Source organism: Kitasatospora sp. NPDC093550 (assembly GCF_044764985.1).
Lineage (GTDB): Bacteria > Actinomycetota > Actinomycetes > Streptomycetales > Streptomycetaceae > Kitasatospora.
The window spans coordinates 55,158-78,371 of sequence record NZ_JBIWJF010000033.1; the positions used below are offsets into that span (position 1 = coordinate 55,158).

Here is a 23,214-nt window from a genome sequence, read left to right on the forward strand (position 1 = left end):
CATCGCCGGCACCGACATGGAATACCGCCGCCTCGGCGCGTCCGGACTCAAGGTCCCCGCGCTCAGTCTCGGCACCGGCACCTTCGGCGGGCGCGGCCCGCTGTTCGGCGCCTGGGGCACCACCGACGTCCAGGAGGCCCGCCGCCTGCTCGACATCGCCATCGACGCCGGAGTCACCCTCTTCGACACCGCCGACGTCTACTCCGACGGCGCCTCCGAAGAGGTGCTCGGCCAGGCGATCCGCGGCCGCCGCGACCAGGTCCTCGTCTCCACCAAGGCCGGCCTGCCCACCGGCGACGGCCCGCAGGACGCCGGTACCTCCCGCGCCCGCCTCACCCGGGCCGTCGACGACTCGCTCCGCCGCCTCGACACCGACTACCTCGACCTCTTCCAGCTCCACGCCTACGACGCGGGCACCCCGATCGAGGAGGTGCTCGCCACCCTGGAGGACCTGGTCCGGGCCGGCAAGATCCGCTACACCGGCGTCTCCAACTTCTCCGGCTGGCAGCTGATGAAGTCCCTCGCCCTCGCCGACCGCCACGGCCGCCCCCGCTACGCCGCCCACCAGGTCTACTACTCCCTCGTCGGCCGCGACTACGAGTGGGAACTGATGCCGCTGGCGGCGGAGGAGGGCGTCGGCGCCCTGGTCTGGAGCCCGCTCGGCTGGGGCCGCCTCACCGGCCGGATCCGGCGCGGCCGGCCCCTCCCGTCCGACAGCCGCCTCCACGCCACCGCCGACTACGGCCCGCCGGTCGAGGGCGAGCTGCTCCACCGCGTGGTCGACGCCCTGGACGGGATCGCCGCCGAGACCGGCCGCACCGTCCCCCAGGTGGCCATCAACTGGCTGCTGCGCCGCCCGACCGTCTCCTCCGTCATCATCGGCGCCCGCAACGAGGACCAGCTGCGCCAGAACCTCGGCGCCGTCGGCTGGTCCCTGACCGACGACCAGATCGCCCGCCTCGACACCGCCAGCACCCGCACGGCGCCCTACCCGTACTTCCCCTACCGCCGCCAGGAGGCCTTCGCCCGCCTCAACCCGCCCCTCGCGGGCTGACCGGCGGCCCCGGCGCCGGGCGGGCGGTGGCTGGTCCGTGGTGGACGACCGGAACGCTCGTCGCGGCGCCGCCGACACGCGCACGGCGCGGTGCTCGGGCTTCCCGTACGGCGGCCGGTCGGCCCTCGCCCGCCCCGCCCCGCCCCGCCCTCGCGGTCGCCGCGGCGGTCGGGTGGTGCGGGCGGGGTGGGGCGGAAGGCGGAGGCGGGGTTGGTGGGTTGGTGTGCGGGGTGTGAAGTTCCGGCCAGGACCTGTGTTCGAGAGTCGACAGGTGCATGCGGATTTCCCGCGTCCGCTGACGATCACCGGACGGCCCGTCAGCCCTGCTCAGCCGTGGTATGCCGGGCGCGGCGGCCGGACGGTTCGACGGCTTCGCAACGTCTGATGCACCGTCAAGGTTCCTTGTTTTCCTGCGAACTTGTCTGAAGTCGCTTTAAGCTCCCGTTAATAATGGCGGCTTTCCGCCACTCGCGGACTTCCTCACGAGCTCGGGCGGCAGGCTCCGCTGTTCAGTGCCCAACCTGACGATGAGAGCAGGGATGACGACGACAAGTGAACGAAAAGCCGGTGCCGCGCGCGGCCCGGACCGGCGGCGACCGGATGGGCTCGGCCGCCGCACCGCAGGCGGCGCGGTGGCGCTCGCCGTCGCGATCGGCGCCTGCTCGTTGGCCGCGGCCCCCTCGGCGTTCCCGCAGACCGGCGACGGCACGGTGACGGTCCGGGTGATCCGGGCCGTGGACGCCACCGGCGTGTGGACGCCCGCGCTGGAGCCCGGGATGGCGGGCGTGAAGGTGACGCTCACGGACGACGCGGGCGTCGGCATCGAGGGCACCACCGCGGCCGACGGCACGGTGACCCTGGCGCCGGCCGCGAGCAAGGCGACCGGCGGCAAGTACCGTGTGCAGGTGGTGAATCCGAAGCCGGGGGTGCTGTTCCCGGCCTTCGCCTCGCGCCAGGGACTCACCGGCGCGCCCAACCAGCTCAGCAGCAACGAGGAGTTCGTCGACCTCTCCGGCGGCAAGAAGGCGGAGTTCACCACGGGCCTGTGGAGCCCCGGTGACTACTGCCAGAAGAACGCGCCGCTGGTGTCGACCTGCCAACCCGCGCCCAGGGAGGGCGGATCGGCGCACACCCTGGTCTCCTTCCCGTACAGCGCCCGGGGCGTGGCCGGCACCGACGCGACCGTGACCGACCTGGCCACGGCCGACCAGACCGGCAACCTCTACGGCATCGCCTGGAACAGGGCGGACCGGCGGCTGTTCTCCTCGGCCCAGGCCAAGCGGACCACCGCCTACGGCCCAGGCGGCCCCGGCGGGATCTACGTGACCGACGTGGCGCAGAAGAAGACCACGCTGTTCACCACCGTCCCGGACGCCGGCACCACCCCGCACGGCCCGGGCAACGACGACGCCTTCCTCGCCGCGGTGGGCAAGGAGAGCCTCGGCGGCATCAAGATCACCGATGACGGCAAGGACCTCTTCGTCGTCAACCTGCACGACCGCAAGCTCTACCGCTACGACGCCACCGGCCCGACGGCGGCCGAGCCCGAGGCCGCGTACCCGATCCCCGACCCGGGCTGCCCGGCCGCCGGGGACTGGCGGCCGTACGGCCTCGGCCTGCAGGACGGCACCGGCTACCTCGGCGGCGTCTGCTCGGGCGAGTCCACCGGCAAGGCCTCGGACCTGCGGGCCGTGGTGCTGCCCTTCGACCCGGCCACCGGCGCCTTCAAGGCGGCGGTGCTGGACCAGCCGCTCGACTACCCGCGCGGCTCCACGGTCGGCGGGCCGTGCCCCGGCACCGGCTGGTTCCCGTGGCAGGACACCTTCCCGGCCACCCAGAACGGGCAGACCTGCACCGGCTACATGGCCAACCCCGAGCCGGCCCTCGCCGAGATCGCCTTCGAGACCGACGGCTCGATGCTGATCGCCTTCCGGGACCGCTTCGGCGACCAGTCGGCGGCCGGACCGACCGCCGGCACCATGGCCAACGTCCTTCCCGGCGGTGACCTCGACAAGGCCTGCCCGGTGAACGGCACCTACGTGCTGGACACCAACAAGGGCTGCGGGGCCGCCACCCGGGGCACCCGGTTCTTCGACAACAACCGCATCGGCCACAACAACGCGCTGAACGCCGGAATGGCGTTCTCGAAGGTCGAGGACTCCATCGCGACCTCGGGCTACGACACCAACGGCATGGCCTTCGGCTACGGCGCCGGCTTCGACAAGCGCGACGGCAAGGCCGACGGCGGCCTGCGCCTCAACCCCGTCGGACCGCTCCCGCCGTTCGGCAAGGGCGCCGCGATGGGCGACCTCGAGGTGCTGTGCGACCAGGCGCCGCTGCAGATCGGCAACCGGGTCTGGTACGACCCGGAGCGCAGCGGACTCCAACTGCCGGGCCAGCGCCCGGTGCCCGGCGTCACCGTCCACCTGTACGACGAGTCGGGGAAGCCGGTCGGCACGACGAAGACGACGGCGCGCGGCGAGTACTACTTCGACGACGGCAACGTCGCGGGCGGCCTCAAGCCGAGGACCAGGTACACCATCAAGCTGGACAACCCGGCCGACTACGCCAAGGACGGCCCGCTGTTCCACTGGGTGGCGACCGAACACGACGTCGGTGACAACCACTTCATCGACTCCAAGGGCGTCGTCCCGCCCGGTGGCAGGTACCCGGAACGCGCGCTGACCACCGGCGGACCGGGCCAGAACGACCACACCTACGACTTCGGCTTCCGCCAACAGGAGGGCGCGCTGCGCCTGGTCAAGCACGACCAGGACGGCAAGCCGCTGGCGGGCGCCAAGTTCCAGCTGTGGCACGAGACGAACGGCACCGACGGGCTGCAGCCGACCGGCGACAAGCCCGACACCAAGGTGGGCGAGCCCTGCACGACCGGGGCCGACGGGCTCTGCGAGGGCAAGGGCGTGGTGGGCACCTACTACTGGCAGGAGCTGAGCCCGCCGGAGGGCTACTCGGCTCCGGAGGTCACGGTGTTCGGGCCGCTGGTGCTGAACCCCGGCAACCTCGACGACGGGGTCTCGGTGACGGCGGTCAACAAGCTGATCCCGACCCCCACCCCGACGCCGACGCCCACCCCGACGCCGACCGGGACGCCGACACCGCCGCCGACCACGTCGACGCCGGTCCCGGTACCCCCGGCACCCCCGGCACCCCCGGCACCCCCGGGCCCGGCGGGCCCGGCACCCGGGCACCTGCCCGACACCGGCGCGGGCAGCGGGATGCCGCTGGCCATGGCCGGCGCGGCGACGCTGATCGCCCTCGGCGCGGGCATGGTGCTGCTGGCCCGCCGGCGCAGGACCGCGCGGCACGGGTAGCAACCCGGCACGGGAAGCCCGTCCACACCGGTGAGCCCGTGTCCGGATCGGGCGGGTCCGCGGACCGATGGTCCCCGGACCCGCCCGACTGCTGTGACCGGCAGCGGACCGGCGACCGACCGGCCCAGGACCGACGACCGACGACCGACCGATGAGAGAAGGCACCCGCATGGCCCGGAAGACCGAGTCCGCCCCGCGCAGGCCGCGTCGGATCCCCTGGCTCCGGACCCTGGTCGCGATCGCGGTGTGCGGCGCCGCGGCGGGCGGCCTGGTCGTCTACCGGACGGTCTCGGACGAGGCCGGCGAACGCCCGGTGACCACCGACGAGGCCGCCCGGCTGGCCCTGTCGCGCCTGAACCTGTACCAGGCCAGCCCGGTGCCGGTGACGCTCACCGCCGCCGAGGGCGGGGGCGTCGGCATCCGGGTCGAGGGCGTCGTGGACTACCGCACCCACCGGGGCGTGGGCCGCTACCGGACCACCGGCGCGAGCGGCCCGCTGGACCACGGGCTGGTCGTCTGGGACACCGGCGGCCTCGGCCTGGCCCCCGAGCCCGCCGGCGTCGACGGCCCGGCGTGGCAGCAGGCCGAGCACGTGCCGCGCCAGGGCTGGTCGCCGCGCTCCTACACCGCGGACCCGCTGGACGCCGGGCTCAGCCTGGTCGTCCAGCTCGGCGCGGACCGCCCCGACAACCCGCTGCTGCTCGCCCAGTCCGGCGCCCGCTGGCTGGGCCGGGACCGGATCGACGGCCGGAGCCACGACCGCTTCGCCGGCCCGCGCGCCCAGGGCGCCGCCCCCGACGGCGGGAAGTCCCCGCTGACGTACTGGGTCGACGGCGACGGCACCCTGCGCCGGGTGACGATGCGGATGCCCGGCCTCGGCACCCCGACCACGGCGGACTTCTCCGCCCACGACACCACCGCCAAGGTCCCCGAAGCCCCCTGGCTGACCGGCTGACACCGAGGGCGCAGCACCTCGGGCGCCGCCGCGACCGCCCCGACGACTCCGCGAATCCGATCGATCCGATGGCGAACGGAAAGCCGGGAGGGCCGGTCACGTGATGCCTTCGAACGGTCGGGATCCGTCAGCTCGGTCTGGCGTGGCCGCGCGGTCGGGTGGCCCGGGGGAGAATGCCACCTGGGAAGGAGACACGTTGTGAGTACGGCCCCCCATACACCCGGCGACTACAGCACCGTCAGTGACCCCGAGCGGGCACTGAAGTACGCGATCCGGCACATCGCGGGTGACCGCAGCGAGATCATCGAGGGAGTCATCACCCCCATGTCGCCGTCGTGGGCGCACGAGTCTGCCGCGGAGGTCGTCCGTCGTCAGATCACCCCCCGCATGGAAGAGCTCGATCTCGTCTCGGGATCCGGCAACCTCGACCTGCCCGGCAGCCAGAACTGGTACATCCCCGATCTCGCGGTGGTGCCCGCCGAACTCGCGGAGAAGACCGAGGGTGCGCTGCTGCCGGACCAGACCCTCCTCATCGTCGAGGTCAGCTCCCCGTCGAACGCCGAAACGGACCGGGTCGTCAAGCGGCGCCGCTACGGGCAGTACGGCGCGCCGCTCTACCTGCTCGTCGACCGGCAGGACCGCAGCTGCACCCTGTACAGCCAGCCGACGCGCCTCGGGTACGCCCGGGAGAGCGGTCCGCACGCCTTCGGTACTCCCGTCCACCTGCCGGAGCCCTTCGACCTCGACCTCGACACCACCCGTCTCTAGCGCGCGGCGGAGGCCGTCTACACCCGGGCGCCCTCCGTCGAACGGGCGCTGGCCGGGAGGCCGTTGGCGAGGTCCTCGGTGAGCAGCCGCCAGGCGATGGCGTCGGCGGCGGTGCGCAGCTGCGGGCTTCGGGGGCGGCCGGCGTCGGCGTCGAGGCGGGCGTTGAGCCAGTCGGACCAGGCGCGGGCGAGGGCCCGGACCTCGCGGGTGCCGGCTTCGGTGTGGACGAGGCGGTCGCCGTCGCGGACGAGGTAGCCCTCGGTGGCCATCCGGTCGAAGACCGGTTCCAGGACCTCGGGCGGCACCCGTTTGCGGGCGGCGATGAGGTCGAGGTCGGCGTGGCCGATGGTCTTGGCGTGCTGGGCGACCTCCATGAGGGCCCAGGCGCCGGCCAGGTCCACCCGGGTGTCGGCGTCGGAGACGATCGTGCGGACGGTGGAGAGGTCCACGCCGCGCACGATCCGGCAGACCGCGTACTCCAGGTGCGGGTCGGAGTCGGCGGTGGTCGGCTGCGCGAAGCCCTCGCCCATGTCGGTGGAGCCGGCCCGGACGGTGTCGCGCAGCGGCACCTCCTTGAGGAAGAGCGCGACCACGAAGCCGACCGCGGCCACCGGGATCGTCCACAGGTACACGGTGTGCAGGGCGTCGGAGTAGGCCTGGACGATCGGCGCGGCCTGGGCGGCGGGCAGGCCGTGCAGGCCCTGGGGGCTCTCGGCGGCGCGGGCGAGCACGGCCGGGTCGGCGCCGGTGAGCCGGGCGGCGGTGGCGACGCCCTCGCCGAGTTCGGTCGTGAGGCTGTTGGCGTAGATGGTGCCGAACACGGCGGTGCCGAAGGAGCTGCCGATGGTGCGGAAGAAGGTCACCCCGGAGGTGGCGGTGCCGAGGTCCGCGTAGTCGACGGTGTTCTGGACGGCGATGGTGAGCACCTGCATGCTCAGCCCGATGCCGACGCCGAGCACGAACATGTAGAGCGAGGCGAGCGCGGTGCCGGTGCCGGGTTCGAGGCGGGAGAGCAGGTAGAGGCCGAGGGCCATCACCGCGGTGCCGGCGATCGGGAACAGCCGGTACTTCCCGGTCTTGCTGACCACGTTGCCGCTGGCGATCGAGGCGATCAGCAGGCCGATCACCATCGGCAGCATCCGGACGCCGGAGACCGTCGCCGAGTCGCCGTCCACGTACTGCAGGAAGGTGGGCAGGAAGGTCAGGGCGCCGAGCATCGCGAAGCCGACGATGAAGCTGAGCACGGAGCAGACCGTGAACACCGGGTTGCGGAACAGCCGCATCGGCAGCATGGGTTCGACCGCGCGGGTCTCGGCCCAGCAGAACAGCGCGAGCGCGGCCGCGCCGCCGACGAACAGGCCGATGATCACCCCGGAGTTCCAGGCGTACTGGTTGCCGCCCCAGCTGGTCGCCAGGATCAGGGCGCCGGCGCCGACCGTGACCAGGCCGATGCCCAGGTAGTCGATCACCGGCCGGGTCGCCGAGCGCACCGAGGGGATGGTCCGGGCGGCGGCGATCACCACGACGACCGCGATCGGCACGTTGACGTAGAACGCCCAGCGCCAGGACAGGTGGTCGGTGAACAGCCCGCCCAGCAGCGGCCCGATCACCGTGGCCACGCCGAACACCGCGCCGATCGCGCCCTGGTACTTGCCGCGTTCGCGCAGCGGGATGACGTCCGCGATGAGCGCCATGGCGGTGACCATCAGACCGCCCGCGCCGAGGCCCTGCACCGCCCGCCAGGCGATCAGCAGCGTCATGTCGGTCGAGAGCCCGCACAGGAAGGAGCCGCCGACGAAGACGATCGCCGAGACCTGGAACAGCAGCTTGCGCCCGTACAGGTCGCCGAACTTGCCGGCCAGCACGGTGGCCACGGTCTCGGCCAGCAGGTAGGAGGTGACCACCCAGGACATGTGCGCGGCCCCGCCGAGGTCGGCGACGATGGTGGGCAGCGCGGTGCCGACGATGGTCTGGTCGAGGGCGGCCAGCAGCATGCCGAGCACGATCGTGCCGAAGACGACGTTCCGCTGCCGGACGTCCAGCACCGGCGGGGCGGACGGTGGGTTCTCGGTGGCGACGGTCATGCCGTCAGCCTCTGGGGTCGGGGCGCCGACCGCGATCCGGTTCGGCCGTCCGGGTGGAGCGGCGGTTCGATTCGGCCCGGGTGGCGGTGCCCGGTGCGCGGGGCGACGATGGGCCGAACGGCGACGATGGGCCGAGCGAGAGCCGGCCGCCGACCGGCCGGACCGCAGGACGCCACCCCGGACCAGGCCACCCCGGACCGGGCCGTCCGCACCACGCCGCCCCCGACCCGGCCACCCCGCACCACGCCGCCCCGCACCACGCCGCCCCGCACCACGCCGCCCCGGAGACCGGGAAGAGGCCCCGATGACCACCCGACCCCCGTGCCGCACCGCGCACCCCGATCCCCCCGGCGCCACCTGCGTCGGGCGGCGGGCCGCCGCGCGGCGCTGGCGGGCGCTCGCGGTCTGCCTGGTCGCCGGGTTCATGACCCTGCTGGACGTCAGCATCGTCAACGTCGCCCTGCCGACCGTCCGGGCCGGACTGCACATGTCGGAGAGCGGCCTGCAGTGGGTGCTCAGCGGCTACGCGCTGGCCTTCGGCCTGGTGCTGGTCCCGGCCGGGCGGCTCGGCGACGCGCGCAGCCGCCGGGCCGTGTTCCTGACCGGGCTGGCCCTGTTCACCGCGGCCAGCGCGCTGGCCGGCGCGGCGCAGAACCAGGAGTGGCTGGTGCTGGCCCGGCTGTTCCAGGGGGCGGCGGGCGGCGTGCTGGTGCCGCAGGTCTCCGGCTTCATCCAGACCCTGTTCCAGGGCGCCGACCGCGGCCGGGCCTTCGGCGCGCTCGGCGCCACCATCGGGCTGTCCACCGCCGTGGGACCGCTGCTCGGCGGGCTGCTGATCCACGTGTTCGGGCCGCAGGACGGCTGGCGCTGGGTGTTCCTGGTCAACCTGCCGATCGGCGTCGCCGCCCTGCCGATCGCCCGCCGGCTGCTCCCGCCGCCTCCGCCCGCCGCCGAACGGGCCGGGCACCGCGACTTCGACCCGGTCGGCGTGGTGCTGCTCGGCACCGGCACGGTCGCGCTGCTGCTGCCCTTCGTCCAGGAACAGCAGTGGCACAGCGCGGCCCGCTGGCTGCTGCTGCCGGTCGCTGCGGTGCTGCTCGCCGCGTTCGTCGGCTGGGAGGTGCACTACGGGCGGCGGCACGAACCGCTGGTGAGCATGGCGCTGTTCGCGGTCCGCCCGTACGCGGCGGGGGTGCTTCTGTCGCTGGTGTACTTCGCCGGGTTCACCGCGATCTTCTTCATCTTCACGCTGTACCTGCAGGCCGGGCTGCACTACTCGGCGCTGACGGCGGGCCTGGCGATCACCCCGTTCGCGGTCGGCTCGGGCGTGGCCGCGGCGGTGGGCGGGCGGCTGGTGAGCCGGCTCGGGCGGCGGCTGGTGGCGGCCGGGCTGCTGCTGGTGCTGGGCGGGCTGCTGGCCGCGGCGCTCGCGGTGCAGCTGTGGTCCGGGCCCCGGGTGGGCTGGACGACGGCGCTGCCGCTACTGGTCGCCGGGGTGGGCAGCGGGCTGGTGATCGCCCCGAACCAGACGCTGACCCTGCAGCAGGTACCGGTCGCCCGGGCGGGCAGCGCGGGCGGGGTGCTGCAGACCGCGCAGCGGGTCGGTTCGGCGGTGGGCATCGCCGTCGTCGGATCGGTGTTCTTCGCCCACGCCCGCGGCGGCCACCCGGACTGGGCGCGGGCCTTCCAGCTGGGCGTGGCGGTCGCGGCGGGCCTGGTGCTGATGGCGCTGCTGGTGGCGGTGGCGGACACGGCGGCGGGGCGGTTTCCGGACCGGCCCGATGCGGTAGGAGGCGGGTCGTGACGGATGCCCGAGCGGACTTCCTGGCCGCGGCCGGTACGGCCGAACAGCTGCTGCGCCGCCCCGAGGTGGCGCGGGCCTGGCGGGCGCCGAGTGCGCTGGCGCAGTGGAGCGTCGGCGGGCTGGCCGGGCACCTGGCCTATCAAGTGCTCTGCGTGGAGGAGGCCTTGGCGGCCGCGGCGCCCGCCGAGGAGACGGTCGGCCTGCTGGACCACTACGCCCGGGTGGCGTGGGTCGGCGCGGCGCTCGACGCGGAGATCAACGTGCGGATCCGGCAGGGCAGCGAGGCGTTCGCCGCCGACGGACCGGCGGCGCTGCACCGCCGGGTCGCGGGCGCGCTCGCCGGCCTCACCACCGCGCTGGCGACGGCGGACGGCACCCGGCCGGCCCGACTGCCGTTCTGGGGCCCGTGGTCGCTCGCCCTGGACGACCTGCTGGCGACCCGGACCATGGAGCTGGCCGTGCACGGCGACGACCTGGCGGTCAGTGTGGGCCTCCCGACGCCCGGGCTCCCGCCGGAGACCGCCGACTCGGTGATCGGCCTGCTCGCCCGTCTGGCCGTCCGGCGGCACGGCCAGACGGACGTGCTGCGGGCGCTCAGCCGGGCGGAGCGGGCACCGGGGAGCATCGCCGCGTTCTGACCGCGCTGACCGCACCGGTCCGGTCGCCGTCCGGTGCGTCGCGGGCGGTGCTCGCGGCGCCGGTCCCGTCAGTGGTCGCGGCGGTGGATCACCACGGCCGCGATCGCTCAGCGCTTGACCGCGACGCCCGCGTACATCGCGATGTCCCGGTCGCGGACGGGCACGGCGTCGGCGTCCGGGTGCCAGTGGTGGACCAGCGCCACGCCCGGGTCGAGCAGCTCGTAGCCGTCGAAGAAGGCCTCCGTCTCGGCCTTGTCGCGGATCTGCAGCGGGATTCCGCGCGCGTTGTACTCCCGGCCGACGCCGCCCACGCCCACCGGGTCGGTGTCGCCGGTGAACACCGTCAGGGCGAGGAAGCTACCGGGCGCCAGGGCGTCCATGAAGCGGCGCACGATGCCCTGCGGGTCGTCCTCGTCCAGCACGAAGTGGACGATGGCGATCAGCGACAGCGCCACCGGCTGCGCGAGGTCGAGCACCTCGCGCAGCCGGGGGTCGCCGATGATCGACTCCGGGTCGCGGAAGTCGGCGTCCACGTAACAGGTGCGGCCCTCGGGCGTGCTGGACATCAGCGCCCGCGCGTGGGTCAGTACGATCGGGTCGTTGTCCACGTACGCGACCCGGGCCTCGGGCGCGATCGCCTGGGCGATCTCGTGCACGTTCGGCGAGGTGGGGATGCCGGTGCCGATGTCCAGGAACTGCCGCACGCCGTACCGCTCGGTGAGGTGGCGCACCGAGCGCTGCATGAAGTCGCGGGTGGTGCGCATCGAGATCGGCAGGGCCGGCCAGGCCTTCACCGAGGCGTGCGCGGCGACCCGGTCCGCCGCGAAGTTGGTCTTGCCGCCGATGAGGTAGTCGTAGACCCGGGCGGAGTGCGGGACGTCCATCCGCAGGTCCACCGAGGGCAAGTCCTCCTGCGGGCCGCGCTCCGCCCGGACCTCGTGCGCCATTGCTCTCGCCCTCCCAGGGGGGATCCGTCACCGGCCGCCTCGGCGGCGGTCCTTGGTGCGCATCGTAGCGGTCGCCGGTACGACGAGATGACGAACTCTCAGGCCTGAGCCTCCCGTTCCCTGGCGTCCACCTCCGCGGCGTCCGGCTGCCGGGGCACGAGGTCCTGGACGACGCCCTGATCCACGCCCTGATCGACGCCCTGGCCGACGCCGTGCCGCCGGTGCGCGGCGAGTTCGAGCGCGGCGCCGATCCAGGCCGCACCGAAGGACCACGTCGCCAGCCACTCGCACAGGTACAGCGGCTGCACCGACCAGTCGTCCCCGACGCCCGTGGCCCCGGCCAGCACGGAGAGCAGCAGGGCCACCAGGATCAGCACCCCCGCCACCAGGTAGGCCGCGCTCACCCGGGCCGGCTGCGTGGAGCGCGGATTGCGGAAGGAGTAGAGGCAGAACAGCGCCAGCATGACGAACAGCAGGGCGGCGAAGGCCAGGTGGAACCAGCCGACGGTGCGCTGGACGTCCGTCGCCCCCTGCGGCGACGTCGGGCACAACGCCACCCCGACCGCGAAGAGCCCGGCCAGGGTGCTCCACCGGTCGTCCCGGCGGTCGAAGCGGTAGCAGATCAGGAACACCCCGAGCGCGCACAGGGCGCCCACGAAGACGTTCCGGGTGTCGGAGTAGTACGCGGCGCTCATCGAGCCCGGCCAGTAGCCGTCCGTGCTGCGCCCCATCACCTCGGCGGCCAGCCAGTTGCCGAACGGCAGGGCCGGTGGCAGCAGGATGCCGATCAGCCCCACGCCGAAGCGCAGGAACATGACCGTCCGTCCGTCCTGGACGCCCCGCCGGGCGTCCGGGGAGTTCTGCGCGCGTGAGTCGTGAGCCACGGACGCCTCCTTGCTGGGATGCGGGCGCGCTCGCGCCCACGGACTTCTCGGGCCGCGAGGACGGAACGGGGGCGGCGTCGACGGGTGTCGCCGCACCTGAGCGGCCATCAACTGGTGTACCCGTAACCACGTTCGAAGCACCACTGGATTGAGTGGTTTACGTCCCCGGGACGCCCTAGCATTCCTCGGTGACCAGCATCGATGCCCTGATCCCGTTCGAGCGGCCGCACGACCCGGCCGCCCTGCGCGCCCGCGACGCCGACGAACTCGCCCGCTACGCCGCCGATCCGGAGCACCACTGGTTCCGCCGCCGCGCCTGCGCCGAGGCCCTGACCGGCCGGGTGCCCGAGGAGCGCGTCCCCGGGCTGCTCGCCGTGGTCCGGGACGGCGAGGAGACCGCCGAACTCCGCGTCGCCCTGCTCGACCTGCTCGCCCCGCTCGGCGACCGCGCCGGACTCCTGTCCTGGCTGCGCCACCCGGACCGCGGGCAGGACGGGCCGTACGGGCTGCGCCAGGCCTTCCTGAAGGCCCGCGGCGTCCTCGGCGACCGCACGGCGACGGCCGGGCTCGCGGACCTCGCCGCGAACCCCTGGCGGCACCTGCGCGAGCTCGGCGAGGCCGGACTGGACGCGCTGGCCGACCGCCACGGCCTCGCCACCGTCCTGGCCGACCTCGGCGCGGCCCGCCCCGAGGACCGGCTGGCCCGCGACCGGTTGCGCCACCGCGCCGGACCGGACGCCACCCGCCACGGGCCGGCCCGCTCCCTCGCCGATCCCTCCGCCGGCTCCCTCGGCGGCTTCCTCGCTGACTCCCTCGCCGATTCCCTCGCCGACCCGGACCGCCTGGTCGCCCACCAGGCCCACACCCTGGTCACCGACCCGGACCTGCTGCGCACCCTGCTCGGCTCGAACCCGCCGGAGGAGGCGGCCCTGTGGGCCGTCTGCGCCCTGCACCGCCTCACCGGCGACGACGCGGAGGCCCGGGCGTGGTACGAGCGCCTCGGCCGCCCCCGGGTGGAGGTCCCCGGTCTGCCCGAGGACGTGCGCCGCGCGATCGTGCACGAGTACGCCGGGTGGTGCGAGCCCGGCACCGACCCGCGCTGGCGCGTCGAGGCGCTCTGCACCGAGCCGCCGGCGGCCGTCGACGTCGACGTCCAACTCCGCCGCGTCACCGAGGCGTTGAGCGCCGTCGGGATCGCCTTCGAGCCGCCGGTCTCGGCCCACCAGGACAACGGCGCGGGCGAGGGCAGCTACCACCTGGTCCGGCTCGGCGGGGACGAGGACGCGCTCTTCGCCAGCACCCTCGGCCCCTTCGTCGGCGGCGCCGACGACTCACCGGCCCGCCCGGCGCTCGAACGGGCCGGGCTCCGCTGGGTGGACGAGGCCACCGCGGGCACCACCGTCACCGGCCTGTGCGTCTACCACTTCGGCGAACGCGGGCCGCTGACGGTCGACACCCTGCTGTTCTACTGGCAGGACTAGGACGGCGCCGGGCGGGGCCGCCGGGTGGGCCCGGGTGGGGTCCCGCCGGTTCAGGCCGTGGGCTCTTCGGTGCGGGCGGTGCGGGCGATCAGCGCGTTGAGGAGGGCGGCGCCGCGCTCGGCGTCGTCGACGCTGACGGCGAAGTCGCTGCCCCGGCGGGTGCGCACCACCAGGCAGACGCCCCGGCGCAGCATCACCGTGGTGCCGAGCCGGTTGATCCGGTAGCCCCAGCCGCCCGCCTGGGCGGGGGTGCGCTGCTCCGCGCGGGCCGAGACCAGGTCGCCGGGGGCCCAGTGCCGGGCGGGCCGGCCGAACGGGCCGAAGCCCACGGTCAGGCCGCGGGCGGTCACCCGGACCTGCACCGAGGAGCAGGCCAGGGTGGCGAGTGCCGGGACGGCGAAGGACAGCGCCAGCGACCACTGCGCGCGGGCCAGTCCGCTGCCGGCCGCCAGCATCCCCGCGACCGCGACCAGCCCGAACACCACGGCGAGCAGCTGCAGCGCCGGGTTCACGGCCCGCGAGAGCCAGACGAAACGTTCCCCCTCGGGTGCGTCCAGGGTCGGCGCACCGGGCGTCGGACGTTCCTCGGTCCGCCCGCCGGACCGACGGCCCGCCAGCCAGGTCAGTGTCCCGGCCGCGGCCGTGGCCAGCATGACCAGGACCACCTCGATGCCCATCGGTGCGGCGTCCTGCCAACGGGCCCGGTCCAGGTTGGCGTGCACGATGGAGGTCTGCGCCCCCGTCAGCAGCACCCCGCCGGCCGCCAGCGCCGCCGCCCCGACACCGGGCGAGCGTTCCCCGCCGTACCGCTGCAGCAGCGCGGCGACCAGCACCAGGACCAGCCAGACCAGCGCCGGGAACAGCACCGCCCAGGTCAGCGACATCGACCCGTCCGGGTCCCGCCCGCCCCAGTGGGTGGCCAGCGGATCCGGCAGCCGGTGGCGCGCCGCCAGCGGCAGCGCGATCAGCAGCGCCAGCACGCCCAGCGACCAGGCCGCCGCACCCCACAGCGCACCCCGGCGCCTCCCGCCCCCTCCGCCGTGCTCCGTCACACCGTCGGCCGTCACACCGTCGGCCGTCACGCCGTCGTCCGTCACGCCGTCGTCCGTCACGCCGTCGTCCGTCACGCCAACCCCCTGATGATGTCCACGAGATCGTTCCTGCTGTAGCCGGCCCTGGCCGCGTCCTCGACCAACTGCCTGACCCGCTCCACCAGTTCGGAGCGGGTGTCGGCGCCGGCCGCGATCGTGATGCCGCGGCCCCGGCGGAACTCCAGCACCCCCTCCTCGCGCAGCGTGCGCAGCCCGCGCAGCACGGTGTTGGTGTTCACCCCCAGTGCCCGGGAGAGCTCCCGGGCCGGTGGCAGCTTGTCCCCCGGGGCGCACTCGCCCTCGGCGACGGCCCGTCTGATCGCCCCCGCGACCTGCTCGTGCAGCGGTCGGGTGTCCCCGACGTCCAGCTTCAGCAACATGGTGCTACTGACGATAGCACCATGTTGCTCATGGCCGCCGGGTGTTCGTCCGCGGCTCCCAGGCCATCCGAGCGGGCGAGGGCCGTATGGAGTGCGTTGGGATCGCCGCCCGGAGCGTCAGGGAGGCGTCAAGGAGTGCTGGTGGACGGGTCGGCGGGGGTTGGGTGGAGGCAACGGGGCCACCACGACACGAGGACGGACGGACCATGCACGGCAGCGAGCGCCACGAGGACGGCAGGACACCCAGGGTGGTGGTCGGGGTCAGCGGGTCGCTGGGGAGTCTGGCGGCGCTGCACCGAGCGGCGGCCGAGGCGAAGGAGCGCGGCGCGGAGCTGCTGCCGGTGCTGGCCTGGGAGCCGCCCGGCGGCGAGTTCGGCTACCGCCGCTCGCCCTGCCCGCCGCTGCTCGCGGCCGTCCGGGACGCCGCCGAACAGCGCCTGCACGCCGCCCTCGACGCGGCCTTCGGCGGCGCCGTCCCCGGAGTGCCGCTGCGCCCGGTGGTGATCCGCGGCGAGACCGGCCCGGCCCTGGTCCAGGTCGCCGACCGCCCCGGCGACCTGCTGGTCCTCGGGCAGAGCGGCAGCCCGCTGCGGCGCCGGCTGCGGCGCTCGGTGTCCGCGTACTGCGCGCGGAAGGCGGGCTGCCCGGTGCTGACCGTACCCGTGCCCGCACTGCTCACCGAACTGCACGAGCTGGAGGCGGTCCACCGCCGCGCCCGCTGGCACCTGACGGCCCGCCCGGCACCCGAACTCCTCCTGGTGAAGGGGTAGTCCGCGGTGCGGATGTACTCGGCCCGCCCGGGTACCACCCGCTACCGCCCGGTACGGGAGCTGCTGTCGACCGGCGCCTCCGGCACCGTCACCCTGCTCGCGGGCGGTGCGCTGGCGCTCGGCCTCGGCGGGCTCGGCGAACTGCACTCCGGCCGGCTCGCCTTCGTCGCGTATGTGGCGCTGTGCGGCCTGGCCGGCGCCTACTCCCGGCCGCGGGCCTCGCCGGTGATCGGCCTGGCCGCCTGGCTCTGCTGCAACGCCTTCGCCGAGCACCGGCACGCCGAACTCGGCTGGTCCGGCCCCTGGCCGGAGGGGCGGCACTACGCGGTGTTCACCGCCACCGCCCTGCTCCTCGCCCTGCCCGCGGCCGTGCCGCGCCGCACCGTGCGGGTGGCACTGCTGCGCCTCGACCGCCCGGTCTGAGGCGGGCCCCCAGGACGTCCGCCGCCGGCCACCCAGCACGGCCGGCGGCGGACCACGCCGAAGGACCGCGGGCTCCGGCCGGTACTCCGGGGCCCACGGCGAACCGGTGGAGACAGGGAACGGGGCGCGCGGAGCGTCGTCGCACGTTCGGACGCGACCCGCTCCGCGCGCCTCACCGGCCGAGCCCGGCGATCCAGGACGCGAAGTCCGCGGACTCCACCTCGAAGTCCTCGGGGCCCAGATCGCCCAGGTCCGAGGAGAACACGGCGGAGGCCGGGTCGTCGGCGCGCAGCAGGAAGCCGCGGCCGCCGCTGTCGTCGCCGACGAGGACGAACCCGGGTGCGTACCGGGCGACTTCGTAGGTGGCGTTGCGTTCGCCGATGCACCCGGAGGAGTAGACCGTCACCCCGGCCTCGGTCATCAGGCCGTCCGTCACCTGCCAGAGCGCCACCAGCGGAGTCGGCGGGCCGGACGCCGACTCGGCCCGGGCGCACGCCACTTCGGACGGCGTGGCCGTCGCCCACCCCTCTGCGGGCCCGGCTGTGGACCCGGTCTCGGGCCTGGACTCGGACACGGATCCGGACACGGCCTCCGACCCGGACTCGGACACGGATTCCGGCACCTCCACCCCCTGACCCGAAAGCGTCTGCTGCCGCAGCCTAGTCGTCCCCGGGGAGTTCCGCCGGGACGGCGATGACGTCGACCAGGGCCTCGCCGCGCAGGACGGTGAGGGCCAGGGGGCGGCCGATCGCGTCGGCGAGCATCAGGCGCTGCAGGGCCTGGGCGCTGCCGATCGGTTCGCCGGCGGCGGTGAGCAGGAGGTCCCCCTCGTGGAGGCCGGCGCGGTCGGCGGGGGCGCCGGGCACCACCTCGACGATCCGCAGGCCGGTCCGCTGTCCGGTGCGGTCGCGCAGGGTGGGCGGCAGGGGGGCGGGCACACCCGCCAGTCCCAGGTAGGCGCGGCGGATCCGGCCGTCGGTGAGCAGGGCGGCGATGATCTGCCGGCTGGTGGCGTCGATCGGGACGGCCAGGCCGAGCCCGTTGCCGGCCACCGCCGTGGTGATGCCGACGACCTCGCCGTTCGCGGTGGTGAGCGCGCCGCCGGAGTTGCCCGGGTTGAGGGCGGCGTCGGTCTGGATCACGTTGTCGATGACCCGCACGGCGCTGCCCGAGCGGGCGGGCAGCGAGCGGCCGAGCGCGCTGACCACGCCCGCCGTGACCGTACCGGCCAGCCCGAGCGGGTTGCCCACGGCGACCACCAGTTGCCCGACCCGCAGGGCGGTGGCCTCGCCGAGTCGCACCGGGGTGGGGGTGGGGCCGTCGGCGCGCAGGACGGCCAGGTCGGAGAGCGGGTCGGAGCCGATGGTGTGGAAGGGCGAGGTGGTGCCGTCGGCGAAGGCCAGCGTCCCGGCGTCGGCGTTGCCGACGACGTGGGCGTTGGTCAACAGGAAGCCGTCCTCGGTGAAGACCACCGCCGAACCGAGCGCGGTGCTGAACCAGCCGCCCCGGCCGCGCCGCGGGACCTGGAGCGCGGCGACCCGAGGGGTCACGGCGGCGGCCACGGTGGTGACGATCCGCGAGTAGGCGTCCAGCGCCTCGGCGGTGCCGTCGTCGGAGGGGTGTTCGGGCCCGGGGAGTGTGTCGGACACGCTGCTCACCCCTTCCGTCGACGAGGGTCCTCCCGGCCCAACAACGGCGCGGTGCCGAAGCTTCCACCGCCGGCTCCTGACGCCCCCTGGGCGAGCGCCGGACTATAAAGACAAGGCAAAGCAGGCGTATGGTGCCAGCAAAAGCCACCGTGCGGGGAGGGCCTGATGGAGACCACGCTGGAAGCGGACTGGCGCACGCCCGACACTCCGGGCGGCGGCCGGCTCGGGACGGAGCACCTGCTGGCCGCGGTGATGGGGTCGGGCGGCCCGGCCGGAGCGGCCCTCGCCGCCGCCGGGGCCACCGAGAGCGAGCTGCGCGCCCTCCTGCGCGCACGCGAACGGGAGCACGAACGGGAACGCGAGCACGAACGGGAAGGCGAGCGCGGTACGGGCCGTGGTGCGGCCGGGGGTACGGCCTGGGGCACGGACGACGAGGCCGGTGCCGGGGTGCCCGCCCGGGAGGTGCTCGGCTCGGCCGGCGCACCGGACCTGGTGCTGACCGGCGCCGCCGCCCGCGCGCTCGCCGCCGCGGTGGCGGCCGTCCGGCGCGGCGGCGGGCAACGGCTCACCGCCGAGCACGTCCTGCGCGCCCTGCTGGCCGACGACCGCACCCGCGCCGCCGAACTGCTGCGCGCGGCGGGCGTGGCACCGCAGGCGGTGCGGGAGCAGCTGGACGGTCCGCGCGCAGCGCCGGCCGCAGCGCCGCCGTCCGCGCTGGACCCGCTGCTGCTGCCCACCCGGGACGCCCTGCTCGGCCGCCCGGCGCGCCGCCTCCCGCTCTGGCGGCGGGTGGTCGGGCGCGGTGCGGCCGGTCCGGCGTCCGCGTCCGCGTCCCCGGACTGGATCCGCTCGGAGGCGGACGAGCAGGCCCGGCGACTCGGCCGCCGGACGCCCGGCACCGAGCACGTGCTGCTCGCCGTCCTCGCCGTCCACGAGGTGCTGCGCCACCATCCGAGGCCGGACGTCGACGACACCGGCGGGGAGCTGCTCGCCTGGCTCGGCCTCGACTACGCGCGGGTCCACGCCGCCGTCGCCGCCGGTGCGGTCCCGCTCCCGGCCGACCCGCGCTCCGTCGAGGCCTACCTGGCGGGCGCGGCCCCCGGCCCGCTGGTCCGGGTACTGCTCGACGAGGACACCAGGGCCCGGCGCCTCGCCGAAGCCCTGCGGGCGGACGGGCCCGGCGGCGACGACGACCGGGCCCGTCCGGCCGGGTGGCACGACGGGCCCGGTCGACGGCCGGAGGCTCAGCGGGTGGTGTAGCCGCCGTTGGCGAAGAGGGTCTGGCCGGTGATCCACCCGCCCTCGGTGGCGAGGAAGGTGACGATCGGCGCGATGTCCTCGATCGCGGTCAGCCGGCCGCCCATCGCCTGGGACTTGTGGAAGGCGACCCGCTCCGGGGTCTCCTGACCGTAGAAGAACGGGGTGTCCATCGGGCCCGGCGCGATGGTGTTGACCGAGATGCCGCGGGCGGCGAACTCCTTGGCCGCGGCCCGGGTGTAGTGCTCCACCGGGGCCTTGGCACCGGCGTAGGTGGAGTAGCCGTCGGTGAAGGCGGCGAGCAGGGAGGTCACGATGGTGATGACCTTGCCGCCGTCGTTCAGCCGCTTGCCGGCCTCGCGGATGAAGAAGTACGCGGCCTTGGCGTTCACCGCGTGCATCACGTCGTACTCGGCCTCGGTGGTGTCCACGATCGGCTTGCGCAGCACCATGCCGGCGGTGTTCACCGCGACGTCGAGACCGCCGAAGGTCTCCTGCGCGGTGGCGAAGACGCGCTCCACGTCGGCGACCTCGGTCAGATCGCCCTGGACGGCCACCGCCTCGCCGCCGGCCGCCTTGATCGCCGCGACCGTCGCCTCGGCGTCCGGCGCGGTGCCGTCCGCGTGGTAGTGCACGACGACCTTGGCGCCGTCCGCGCCCGCGTTGCGGCTGATCAGCCCGCCGAGGTTCTTGGCACCGGCGCCGACCAGGACGACCTTGCCCGCCAGGGAAACGTTGCTGCTCATGATCTACGGCTCCTCGCCGGTTGAGGGGAGTGCCCCCGGGTGAGGGGGACGTTCGCCCGACCACTGTCCGGCGCGGGGGCCGCCCGGGGCTTGAACAATCCGACGGGCCCTGGAACGAACCGCTCACGACCTCGGCCGGTCCCGGGCGTCGAGGCTCGGCGCGTTCGTCGTCCGGCACCCCGACGGACCAGAATCGGCAGTATGGCAATCCCCGCACGGCCCTCCGGCTCCGCTCGCGACGTACGGCCCGCCGCCGCTCGCGGCTCCGCGATCAAGCCCCACCTGGTCCGCCTCTCGGGCAGCGGCACCGACCTCGACGAGGCCGTGGTCGAGCGCGGCCTGGAGCGGGCCGGCGACACCGCCGAGCGCGCCGACGGCCCGACCCGGCACGTGGTGGTCGTGCACACCGGCAACTCGGCCGACCTCAGCTGGCACGCCGACGGCCGGCCCCGGCGCGAGCGCTTCCACCGCGGCCAGGCGCTGGTCAACCCGGCCGGCTGGGCCTCCCGGCCGTGCTGGGAACAGGACGCCGAGCTGATGCTGGTCGCCCTCGAACCGGCCTGGCTGGAGAAGCTCGCCACCGAGAGCGACCTGCCGGGCCCGCTGGAACTGACCCCTCGCTACCACCTCACCGACCCGTTCCTCGGCATGCTGGTCGAGCGCCTGGTCGGCGAGTACGAGGGCCCGCAGCCCGCCGACCCGCTCTACGCCCAGTCGATGCTGCAGGCGCTCGCCGCCCACCTGATCCGCACCGCCGCGACCCGTGGCCCGCAGCTGCCCGAGCGCGAGGGCGGGCTCACGCCCAAGCGGCTGAACCGGGTCGTCGACCACATGAACGGCTACCTGGACGGACGCCTCCCGCTCACCGAACTCGCCGCCGTCGCGGGCGTCAGCCCCTCGCACTTCACCCGGGCCTTCCGCGCCTCCACCGGCCAGTCCCCGCACCAGTACCTGGTCCGGCTGCGCCTGGAACGCGCCCGCCGCGCCCTGCTCACCACCGACACCCCGATCGCGGCGATCGCGCAGCTGTGCGGCTTCGCCGACCAGAGCCACCTCACCCGCACCATGCGCCTGCACACCGGCCTCACCCCGGCGGGACTCCGCGCGGGCCGGGACCGGTAGCGGGCCGGCCGTCGGAGGGCCGGCAGTCGGGGGGCCGCAGTCGGGGGGCCGCAGCCGCCCGCCCGGTGTCACCGCGGGAGGCGAGCGGGCGCATCACAGCGCGGCGGCGGCACGGACGCCTTCACAGCGCGGTGGCGGCGAGGGTGATCGAGCCCAGCACCACCAGCACCCCGAGCGCGAGGAAGCCGTACTCCAGCCCGACCCGCTCCCGGCCGTCCACCAGCACCTGCCGGGGGTCGGCCGGGTCGTAGCGGACCGGCACGTAGCCGCCGTCCGGCAGGGGGTGGCGGGCGGTGGACGGGACGGGGGAGAAGACCTCGACCACCCGGCCGTCCGCGGTCTCGAACTGCAGCAGCGGGCGCGGCGGCAGCGCGCGGTCCTCAGGGCCCGGGGCGCGGGCCCGCACCAGCGCCGAGGCCGGCACGCCGACCCGGCGCAGCCGCCGCAGCTCGCGCAGCCCCACCACCCCGGCGAGGTAGGCGACCACGCCGCCCAACGCGCCGAACACCACCACGGCGAACCCGGCCGTCCCGCCCACCGCGCGCCTCCCTGTCCGAGAGTTCCCCCGCGGCTCAGTATCGCCCACGGGCGCCCCGCCCGACCTCCGGGCGGTCGCGCCCACGGGGACGCCGGGACGGTCCTCCACGGGGTCGCTGCGTGCGACCCGCGACCCGCGCTGACCACGCCGTGACCCGTTCGTGCCGCGGCGTGTCCGTCAGACCGGTCACGCTCCTCGGGCGCTCAACTGGAGGCCAGCCGCGGGGCGAAGGCCGAGAACCACAGGGCCGCGAACGTGGCGACGGTCATCAAGGGGACGAGGAACCGGGACTCCAGCTTCCCTCCGGTCCGCCGGATCAGCACGAGTTCGAAGCGCCTGCGGTAGGGCCAGAGCAGCGGCGCGCCCCGGCGGGTCAGGCAGTCGCCGAGCAGGTGGCTCAGCGTGCCCAGGCAGACGATGTAGGGCAGCCAGAAGGAGATGCCGGTGAACCAGGCGGCCACCGTCGCCGTCCCGACGCCGGCCAGACCGACGGAGGTGATCCACGCGGTCGGCCCGTGCCCCGGTGGGTGGAGGTGCAGGGCCCGCGCCGCGAGGGCGAAGAGGACGAAGGTGAGACCGAGGGTGAAGCCGCCACCGAGGCGGGTGACGCCCATCCAGGTGCCCCACCCGGTGAGCGCGACGAACAGCAGCGAGTGCGTCGCGTGGCGGTGGCCCCCGCACAGCCGGCCCACCAGCCGGCACAGGCCCCTCGACAGCGGGCCCAGCAGGTGCGCGGGCGTGGCGTCGTGGTGGTCGAGGTCCGGCAGCAGCGCGGCCCCGGCGCAGAGCAGGGTGCCGACCAGCACCTCGCTCGGCCGCGGCTGCGCGCCCGACACCGCCTCCGGCAGGAAGGGCGCGGTGGCCGCGTAGAGCAGTGCCCCGCCGATCGCATGTGACTGACCCAGCACGTCGCCCCCCTGCCTTTCCGCTGCCTCGCGCGCCGCCCGCTCCGGCCGCAGCCGGGGCCGGCGGAGATCCGACTGCTACCCGCCCAGTCCCCTCCCACTCCCCGCGACCATGCGGCCCGGGCCACGGGGCGTCGGTGGTCGCGCGGCGGGCGTCCCCGTGAAGCCGCGGTCCGGCGGGTCCGCGGGTACCCGAGTCCCGTGCACCAGAAGGGCCGTCGCCTCCGGGCGGCGTCCGGGCCGGACGACGGCGCCCGTCCGCCGTGAGGATCCCCGGCGCCCGGAGCGGATCCGACAGCGTGTCACGGGTGCCGGCCCGGGGACCGGGGATCCTCCGGGCATTCGTGGGCAGCCAATGGGCAGCCCCGGCCCGGGGTTCTTCCCCC

The 23,214-nt window shown here is 75.0% G+C and carries 21 protein-coding genes; 11 read left to right on the forward strand and 10 right to left on the reverse strand.

All coding sequences use genetic code 11. The features are described from left to right. The first annotated feature begins 16 nt into the window (after window positions 1-16). The 4 genes from ACIRD3_RS34635 to ACIRD3_RS34650 all read left to right on the forward strand — a co-directional run bounded on the left by ACIRD3_RS34635 (window position 17) and on the right by ACIRD3_RS34650 (window position 6,109). Window positions 17-1,054 carry an aldo/keto reductase gene (locus ACIRD3_RS34635; RefSeq protein WP_402224609.1) on the forward strand — a complete coding sequence of 346 codons (1,038 nt, stop codon included), beginning with the start codon at window positions 17-19 and terminating at the stop codon, window positions 1,052-1,054. A gap of 539 nt (window positions 1,055-1,593) precedes the next feature. Further along, window positions 1,594-4,386, forward strand: coding sequence for an SdrD B-like domain-containing protein (locus ACIRD3_RS34640; RefSeq protein ID WP_402224547.1), 2,793 nt, complete (start codon window positions 1,594-1,596; stop codon window positions 4,384-4,386). A gap of 169 nt (window positions 4,387-4,555) precedes the next feature. After that, on the forward strand, window positions 4,556-5,341 hold the full coding sequence (locus ACIRD3_RS34645) for a hypothetical protein (RefSeq protein ID WP_402224550.1): 786 nt from the start codon (window positions 4,556-4,558) through the stop codon (window positions 5,339-5,341). Window positions 5,342-5,539: 198 nt separating this feature from the next. Beyond that, window positions 5,540-6,109 (forward strand): Uma2 family endonuclease, encoded by a 570-nt coding sequence (locus ACIRD3_RS34650; protein ID WP_402224552.1) that lies wholly within the window; start codon window positions 5,540-5,542, stop codon window positions 6,107-6,109. A 17-nt stretch (window positions 6,110-6,126) separates the two neighbouring features. Here ACIRD3_RS34650 and ACIRD3_RS34655 read toward each other — a convergent pair whose 3' ends face one another. Continuing rightward, window positions 6,127-8,193 carry an MDR family MFS transporter gene (locus ACIRD3_RS34655; RefSeq protein ID WP_402224555.1) on the reverse strand — a complete coding sequence of 689 codons (2,067 nt, stop codon included), beginning with the start codon at window positions 8,191-8,193 and terminating at the stop codon, window positions 6,127-6,129. A 304-nt stretch (window positions 8,194-8,497) separates the two neighbouring features. Between ACIRD3_RS34655 and ACIRD3_RS34660 the strand changes: the two genes are divergently transcribed. Together ACIRD3_RS34660 and ACIRD3_RS34665 are read left to right on the forward strand one after the other, a co-directional pair. Continuing rightward, a complete protein-coding gene (locus ACIRD3_RS34660; RefSeq protein ID WP_402224557.1) occupies window positions 8,498-9,997 on the forward strand; it encodes an MFS transporter in 1,500 nt (499 codons plus the stop codon). Continuing rightward, window positions 9,994-10,635: a maleylpyruvate isomerase N-terminal domain-containing protein gene (locus ACIRD3_RS34665; protein WP_402224559.1), complete on the forward strand. Its 642-nt coding sequence runs from the start codon at window positions 9,994-9,996 to the stop codon at window positions 10,633-10,635. Before ACIRD3_RS34660 ends, ACIRD3_RS34665 begins: the two co-directional genes overlap by 4 nt. A 107-nt stretch (window positions 10,636-10,742) precedes the next feature. Here ACIRD3_RS34665 and ACIRD3_RS34670 read toward each other — a convergent pair whose 3' ends face one another. Next, complete coding sequence (locus ACIRD3_RS34670; RefSeq protein ID WP_402224561.1) at window positions 10,743-11,582, reverse strand: SAM-dependent methyltransferase; 840 nt, start codon at window positions 11,580-11,582, stop codon at window positions 10,743-10,745. Window positions 11,583-11,680: 98 nt separating this feature from the next. Beyond that, the gene (locus ACIRD3_RS34675) at window positions 11,681-12,466 is read right to left on the reverse strand and encodes a hypothetical protein (protein ID WP_402224563.1); all 786 of its coding nucleotides are present in this window, start codon (window positions 12,464-12,466) and stop codon (window positions 11,681-11,683) included. A gap of 188 nt (window positions 12,467-12,654) precedes the next feature. On the opposite strand from ACIRD3_RS34675, the gene ACIRD3_RS34680 reads away from it, so the two are divergent. Then, complete coding sequence (locus tag ACIRD3_RS34680) at window positions 12,655-13,947, forward strand: hypothetical protein (protein WP_402224566.1); 1,293 nt, start codon at window positions 12,655-12,657, stop codon at window positions 13,945-13,947. A gap of 50 nt (window positions 13,948-13,997) precedes the next feature. Here ACIRD3_RS34680 and ACIRD3_RS34685 read toward each other — a convergent pair whose 3' ends face one another. Together ACIRD3_RS34685 and ACIRD3_RS34690 are read right to left on the reverse strand one after the other, a co-directional pair. Next, window positions 13,998-15,074 (reverse strand): DUF1648 domain-containing protein, encoded by a 1,077-nt coding sequence (locus tag ACIRD3_RS34685; RefSeq protein WP_402224569.1) that lies wholly within the window; start codon window positions 15,072-15,074, stop codon window positions 13,998-14,000. Continuing rightward, complete coding sequence (locus ACIRD3_RS34690; RefSeq protein WP_402224571.1) at window positions 15,071-15,418, reverse strand: GntR family transcriptional regulator; 348 nt, start codon at window positions 15,416-15,418, stop codon at window positions 15,071-15,073. Before ACIRD3_RS34690 ends, ACIRD3_RS34685 begins: the two co-directional genes overlap by 4 nt. A gap of 206 nt (window positions 15,419-15,624) precedes the next feature. On the opposite strand from ACIRD3_RS34690, the gene ACIRD3_RS34695 reads away from it, so the two are divergent. Both ACIRD3_RS34695 and ACIRD3_RS34700 read left to right on the forward strand, forming a co-directional pair. Further along, window positions 15,625-16,188: a universal stress protein gene (locus ACIRD3_RS34695; RefSeq protein ID WP_402224573.1), complete on the forward strand. Its 564-nt coding sequence runs from the start codon at window positions 15,625-15,627 to the stop codon at window positions 16,186-16,188. Between the two features lie 6 nt (window positions 16,189-16,194). Further along, window positions 16,195-16,611: a hypothetical protein gene (locus tag ACIRD3_RS34700; RefSeq protein ID WP_402224575.1), complete on the forward strand. Its 417-nt coding sequence runs from the start codon at window positions 16,195-16,197 to the stop codon at window positions 16,609-16,611. Between the two features lie 172 nt (window positions 16,612-16,783). Here ACIRD3_RS34700 and ACIRD3_RS34705 read toward each other — a convergent pair whose 3' ends face one another. Together ACIRD3_RS34705 and ACIRD3_RS34710 are read right to left on the reverse strand one after the other, a co-directional pair. After that, a complete protein-coding gene (locus tag ACIRD3_RS34705; protein WP_402224577.1) occupies window positions 16,784-17,062 on the reverse strand; it encodes a hypothetical protein in 279 nt (92 codons plus the stop codon). Between the two features lie 208 nt (window positions 17,063-17,270). Next, entirely contained in the window at window positions 17,271-18,260 is a 990-nt protein-coding gene (locus ACIRD3_RS34710) for a S1C family serine protease (RefSeq protein ID WP_402224579.1), read from the reverse strand. Window positions 18,261-18,425: 165 nt separating this feature from the next. On the opposite strand from ACIRD3_RS34710, the gene ACIRD3_RS34715 reads away from it, so the two are divergent. After that, window positions 18,426-19,520, forward strand: a complete 1,095-nt coding sequence (locus ACIRD3_RS34715) for a Clp protease N-terminal domain-containing protein (protein ID WP_402224581.1) — start codon at window positions 18,426-18,428, stop codon at window positions 19,518-19,520. On the opposite strand, the gene ACIRD3_RS34720 is transcribed toward ACIRD3_RS34715, so the two are convergent. Then, window positions 19,505-20,263 (reverse strand): SDR family oxidoreductase, encoded by a 759-nt coding sequence (locus ACIRD3_RS34720; RefSeq protein ID WP_402224582.1) that lies wholly within the window; start codon window positions 20,261-20,263, stop codon window positions 19,505-19,507. The two genes, ACIRD3_RS34715 and ACIRD3_RS34720, sit on opposite strands and share 16 nt — an antisense overlap. Window positions 20,264-20,464: 201 nt before the next feature. On the opposite strand from ACIRD3_RS34720, the gene ACIRD3_RS34725 reads away from it, so the two are divergent. Then, window positions 20,465-21,385 (forward strand): helix-turn-helix domain-containing protein, encoded by a 921-nt coding sequence (locus tag ACIRD3_RS34725; RefSeq protein WP_402224584.1) that lies wholly within the window; start codon window positions 20,465-20,467, stop codon window positions 21,383-21,385. A gap of 121 nt (window positions 21,386-21,506) precedes the next feature. On the opposite strand, the gene ACIRD3_RS34730 is transcribed toward ACIRD3_RS34725, so the two are convergent. Continuing rightward, a complete protein-coding gene (locus ACIRD3_RS34730) occupies window positions 21,507-21,923 on the reverse strand; it encodes a DUF3592 domain-containing protein (RefSeq protein ID WP_402224586.1) in 417 nt (138 codons plus the stop codon). Window positions 21,924-22,126: 203 nt separating this feature from the next. Next, complete coding sequence (locus ACIRD3_RS34735) at window positions 22,127-22,831, reverse strand: metal-dependent hydrolase (protein ID WP_402224589.1); 705 nt, start codon at window positions 22,829-22,831, stop codon at window positions 22,127-22,129. Between the last annotated feature and the right edge of the window lie 383 nt (window positions 22,832-23,214).

Coding starts and splice junctions, on each gene's coding strand:
- ACIRD3_RS34725 (WP_402224584.1), top strand. CDS start 20,465: ATGGCAATCCCCGCACGGCCCTCCGGCTCCGCTCGCGACGTACGGCCC.
- ACIRD3_RS34715 (WP_402224581.1), top strand. CDS start 18,426: ATGGAGACCACGCTGGAAGCGGACTGGCGCACGCCCGACACTCCGGGC.
- ACIRD3_RS34645 (WP_402224550.1), top strand. CDS start 4,556: ATGGCCCGGAAGACCGAGTCCGCCCCGCGCAGGCCGCGTCGGATCCCC.
- ACIRD3_RS34635 (WP_402224609.1), top strand. CDS start 17: ATGGAATACCGCCGCCTCGGCGCGTCCGGACTCAAGGTCCCCGCGCTC.
- ACIRD3_RS34695 (WP_402224573.1), top strand. CDS start 15,625: ATGCACGGCAGCGAGCGCCACGAGGACGGCAGGACACCCAGGGTGGTG.
- ACIRD3_RS34655 (WP_402224555.1), bottom strand. CDS start 8,193: ATGACCGTCGCCACCGAGAACCCACCGTCCGCCCCGCCGGTGCTGGAC.
- ACIRD3_RS34690 (WP_402224571.1), bottom strand. CDS start 15,418: ATGTTGCTGAAGCTGGACGTCGGGGACACCCGACCGCTGCACGAGCAG.
- ACIRD3_RS34670 (WP_402224561.1), bottom strand. CDS start 11,582: ATGGCGCACGAGGTCCGGGCGGAGCGCGGCCCGCAGGAGGACTTGCCC.
- ACIRD3_RS34640 (WP_402224547.1), top strand. CDS start 1,594: ATGACGACGACAAGTGAACGAAAAGCCGGTGCCGCGCGCGGCCCGGAC.
- ACIRD3_RS34720 (WP_402224582.1), bottom strand. CDS start 20,263: ATGAGCAGCAACGTTTCCCTGGCGGGCAAGGTCGTCCTGGTCGGCGCC.
- ACIRD3_RS34660 (WP_402224557.1), top strand. CDS start 8,498: ATGACCACCCGACCCCCGTGCCGCACCGCGCACCCCGATCCCCCCGGC.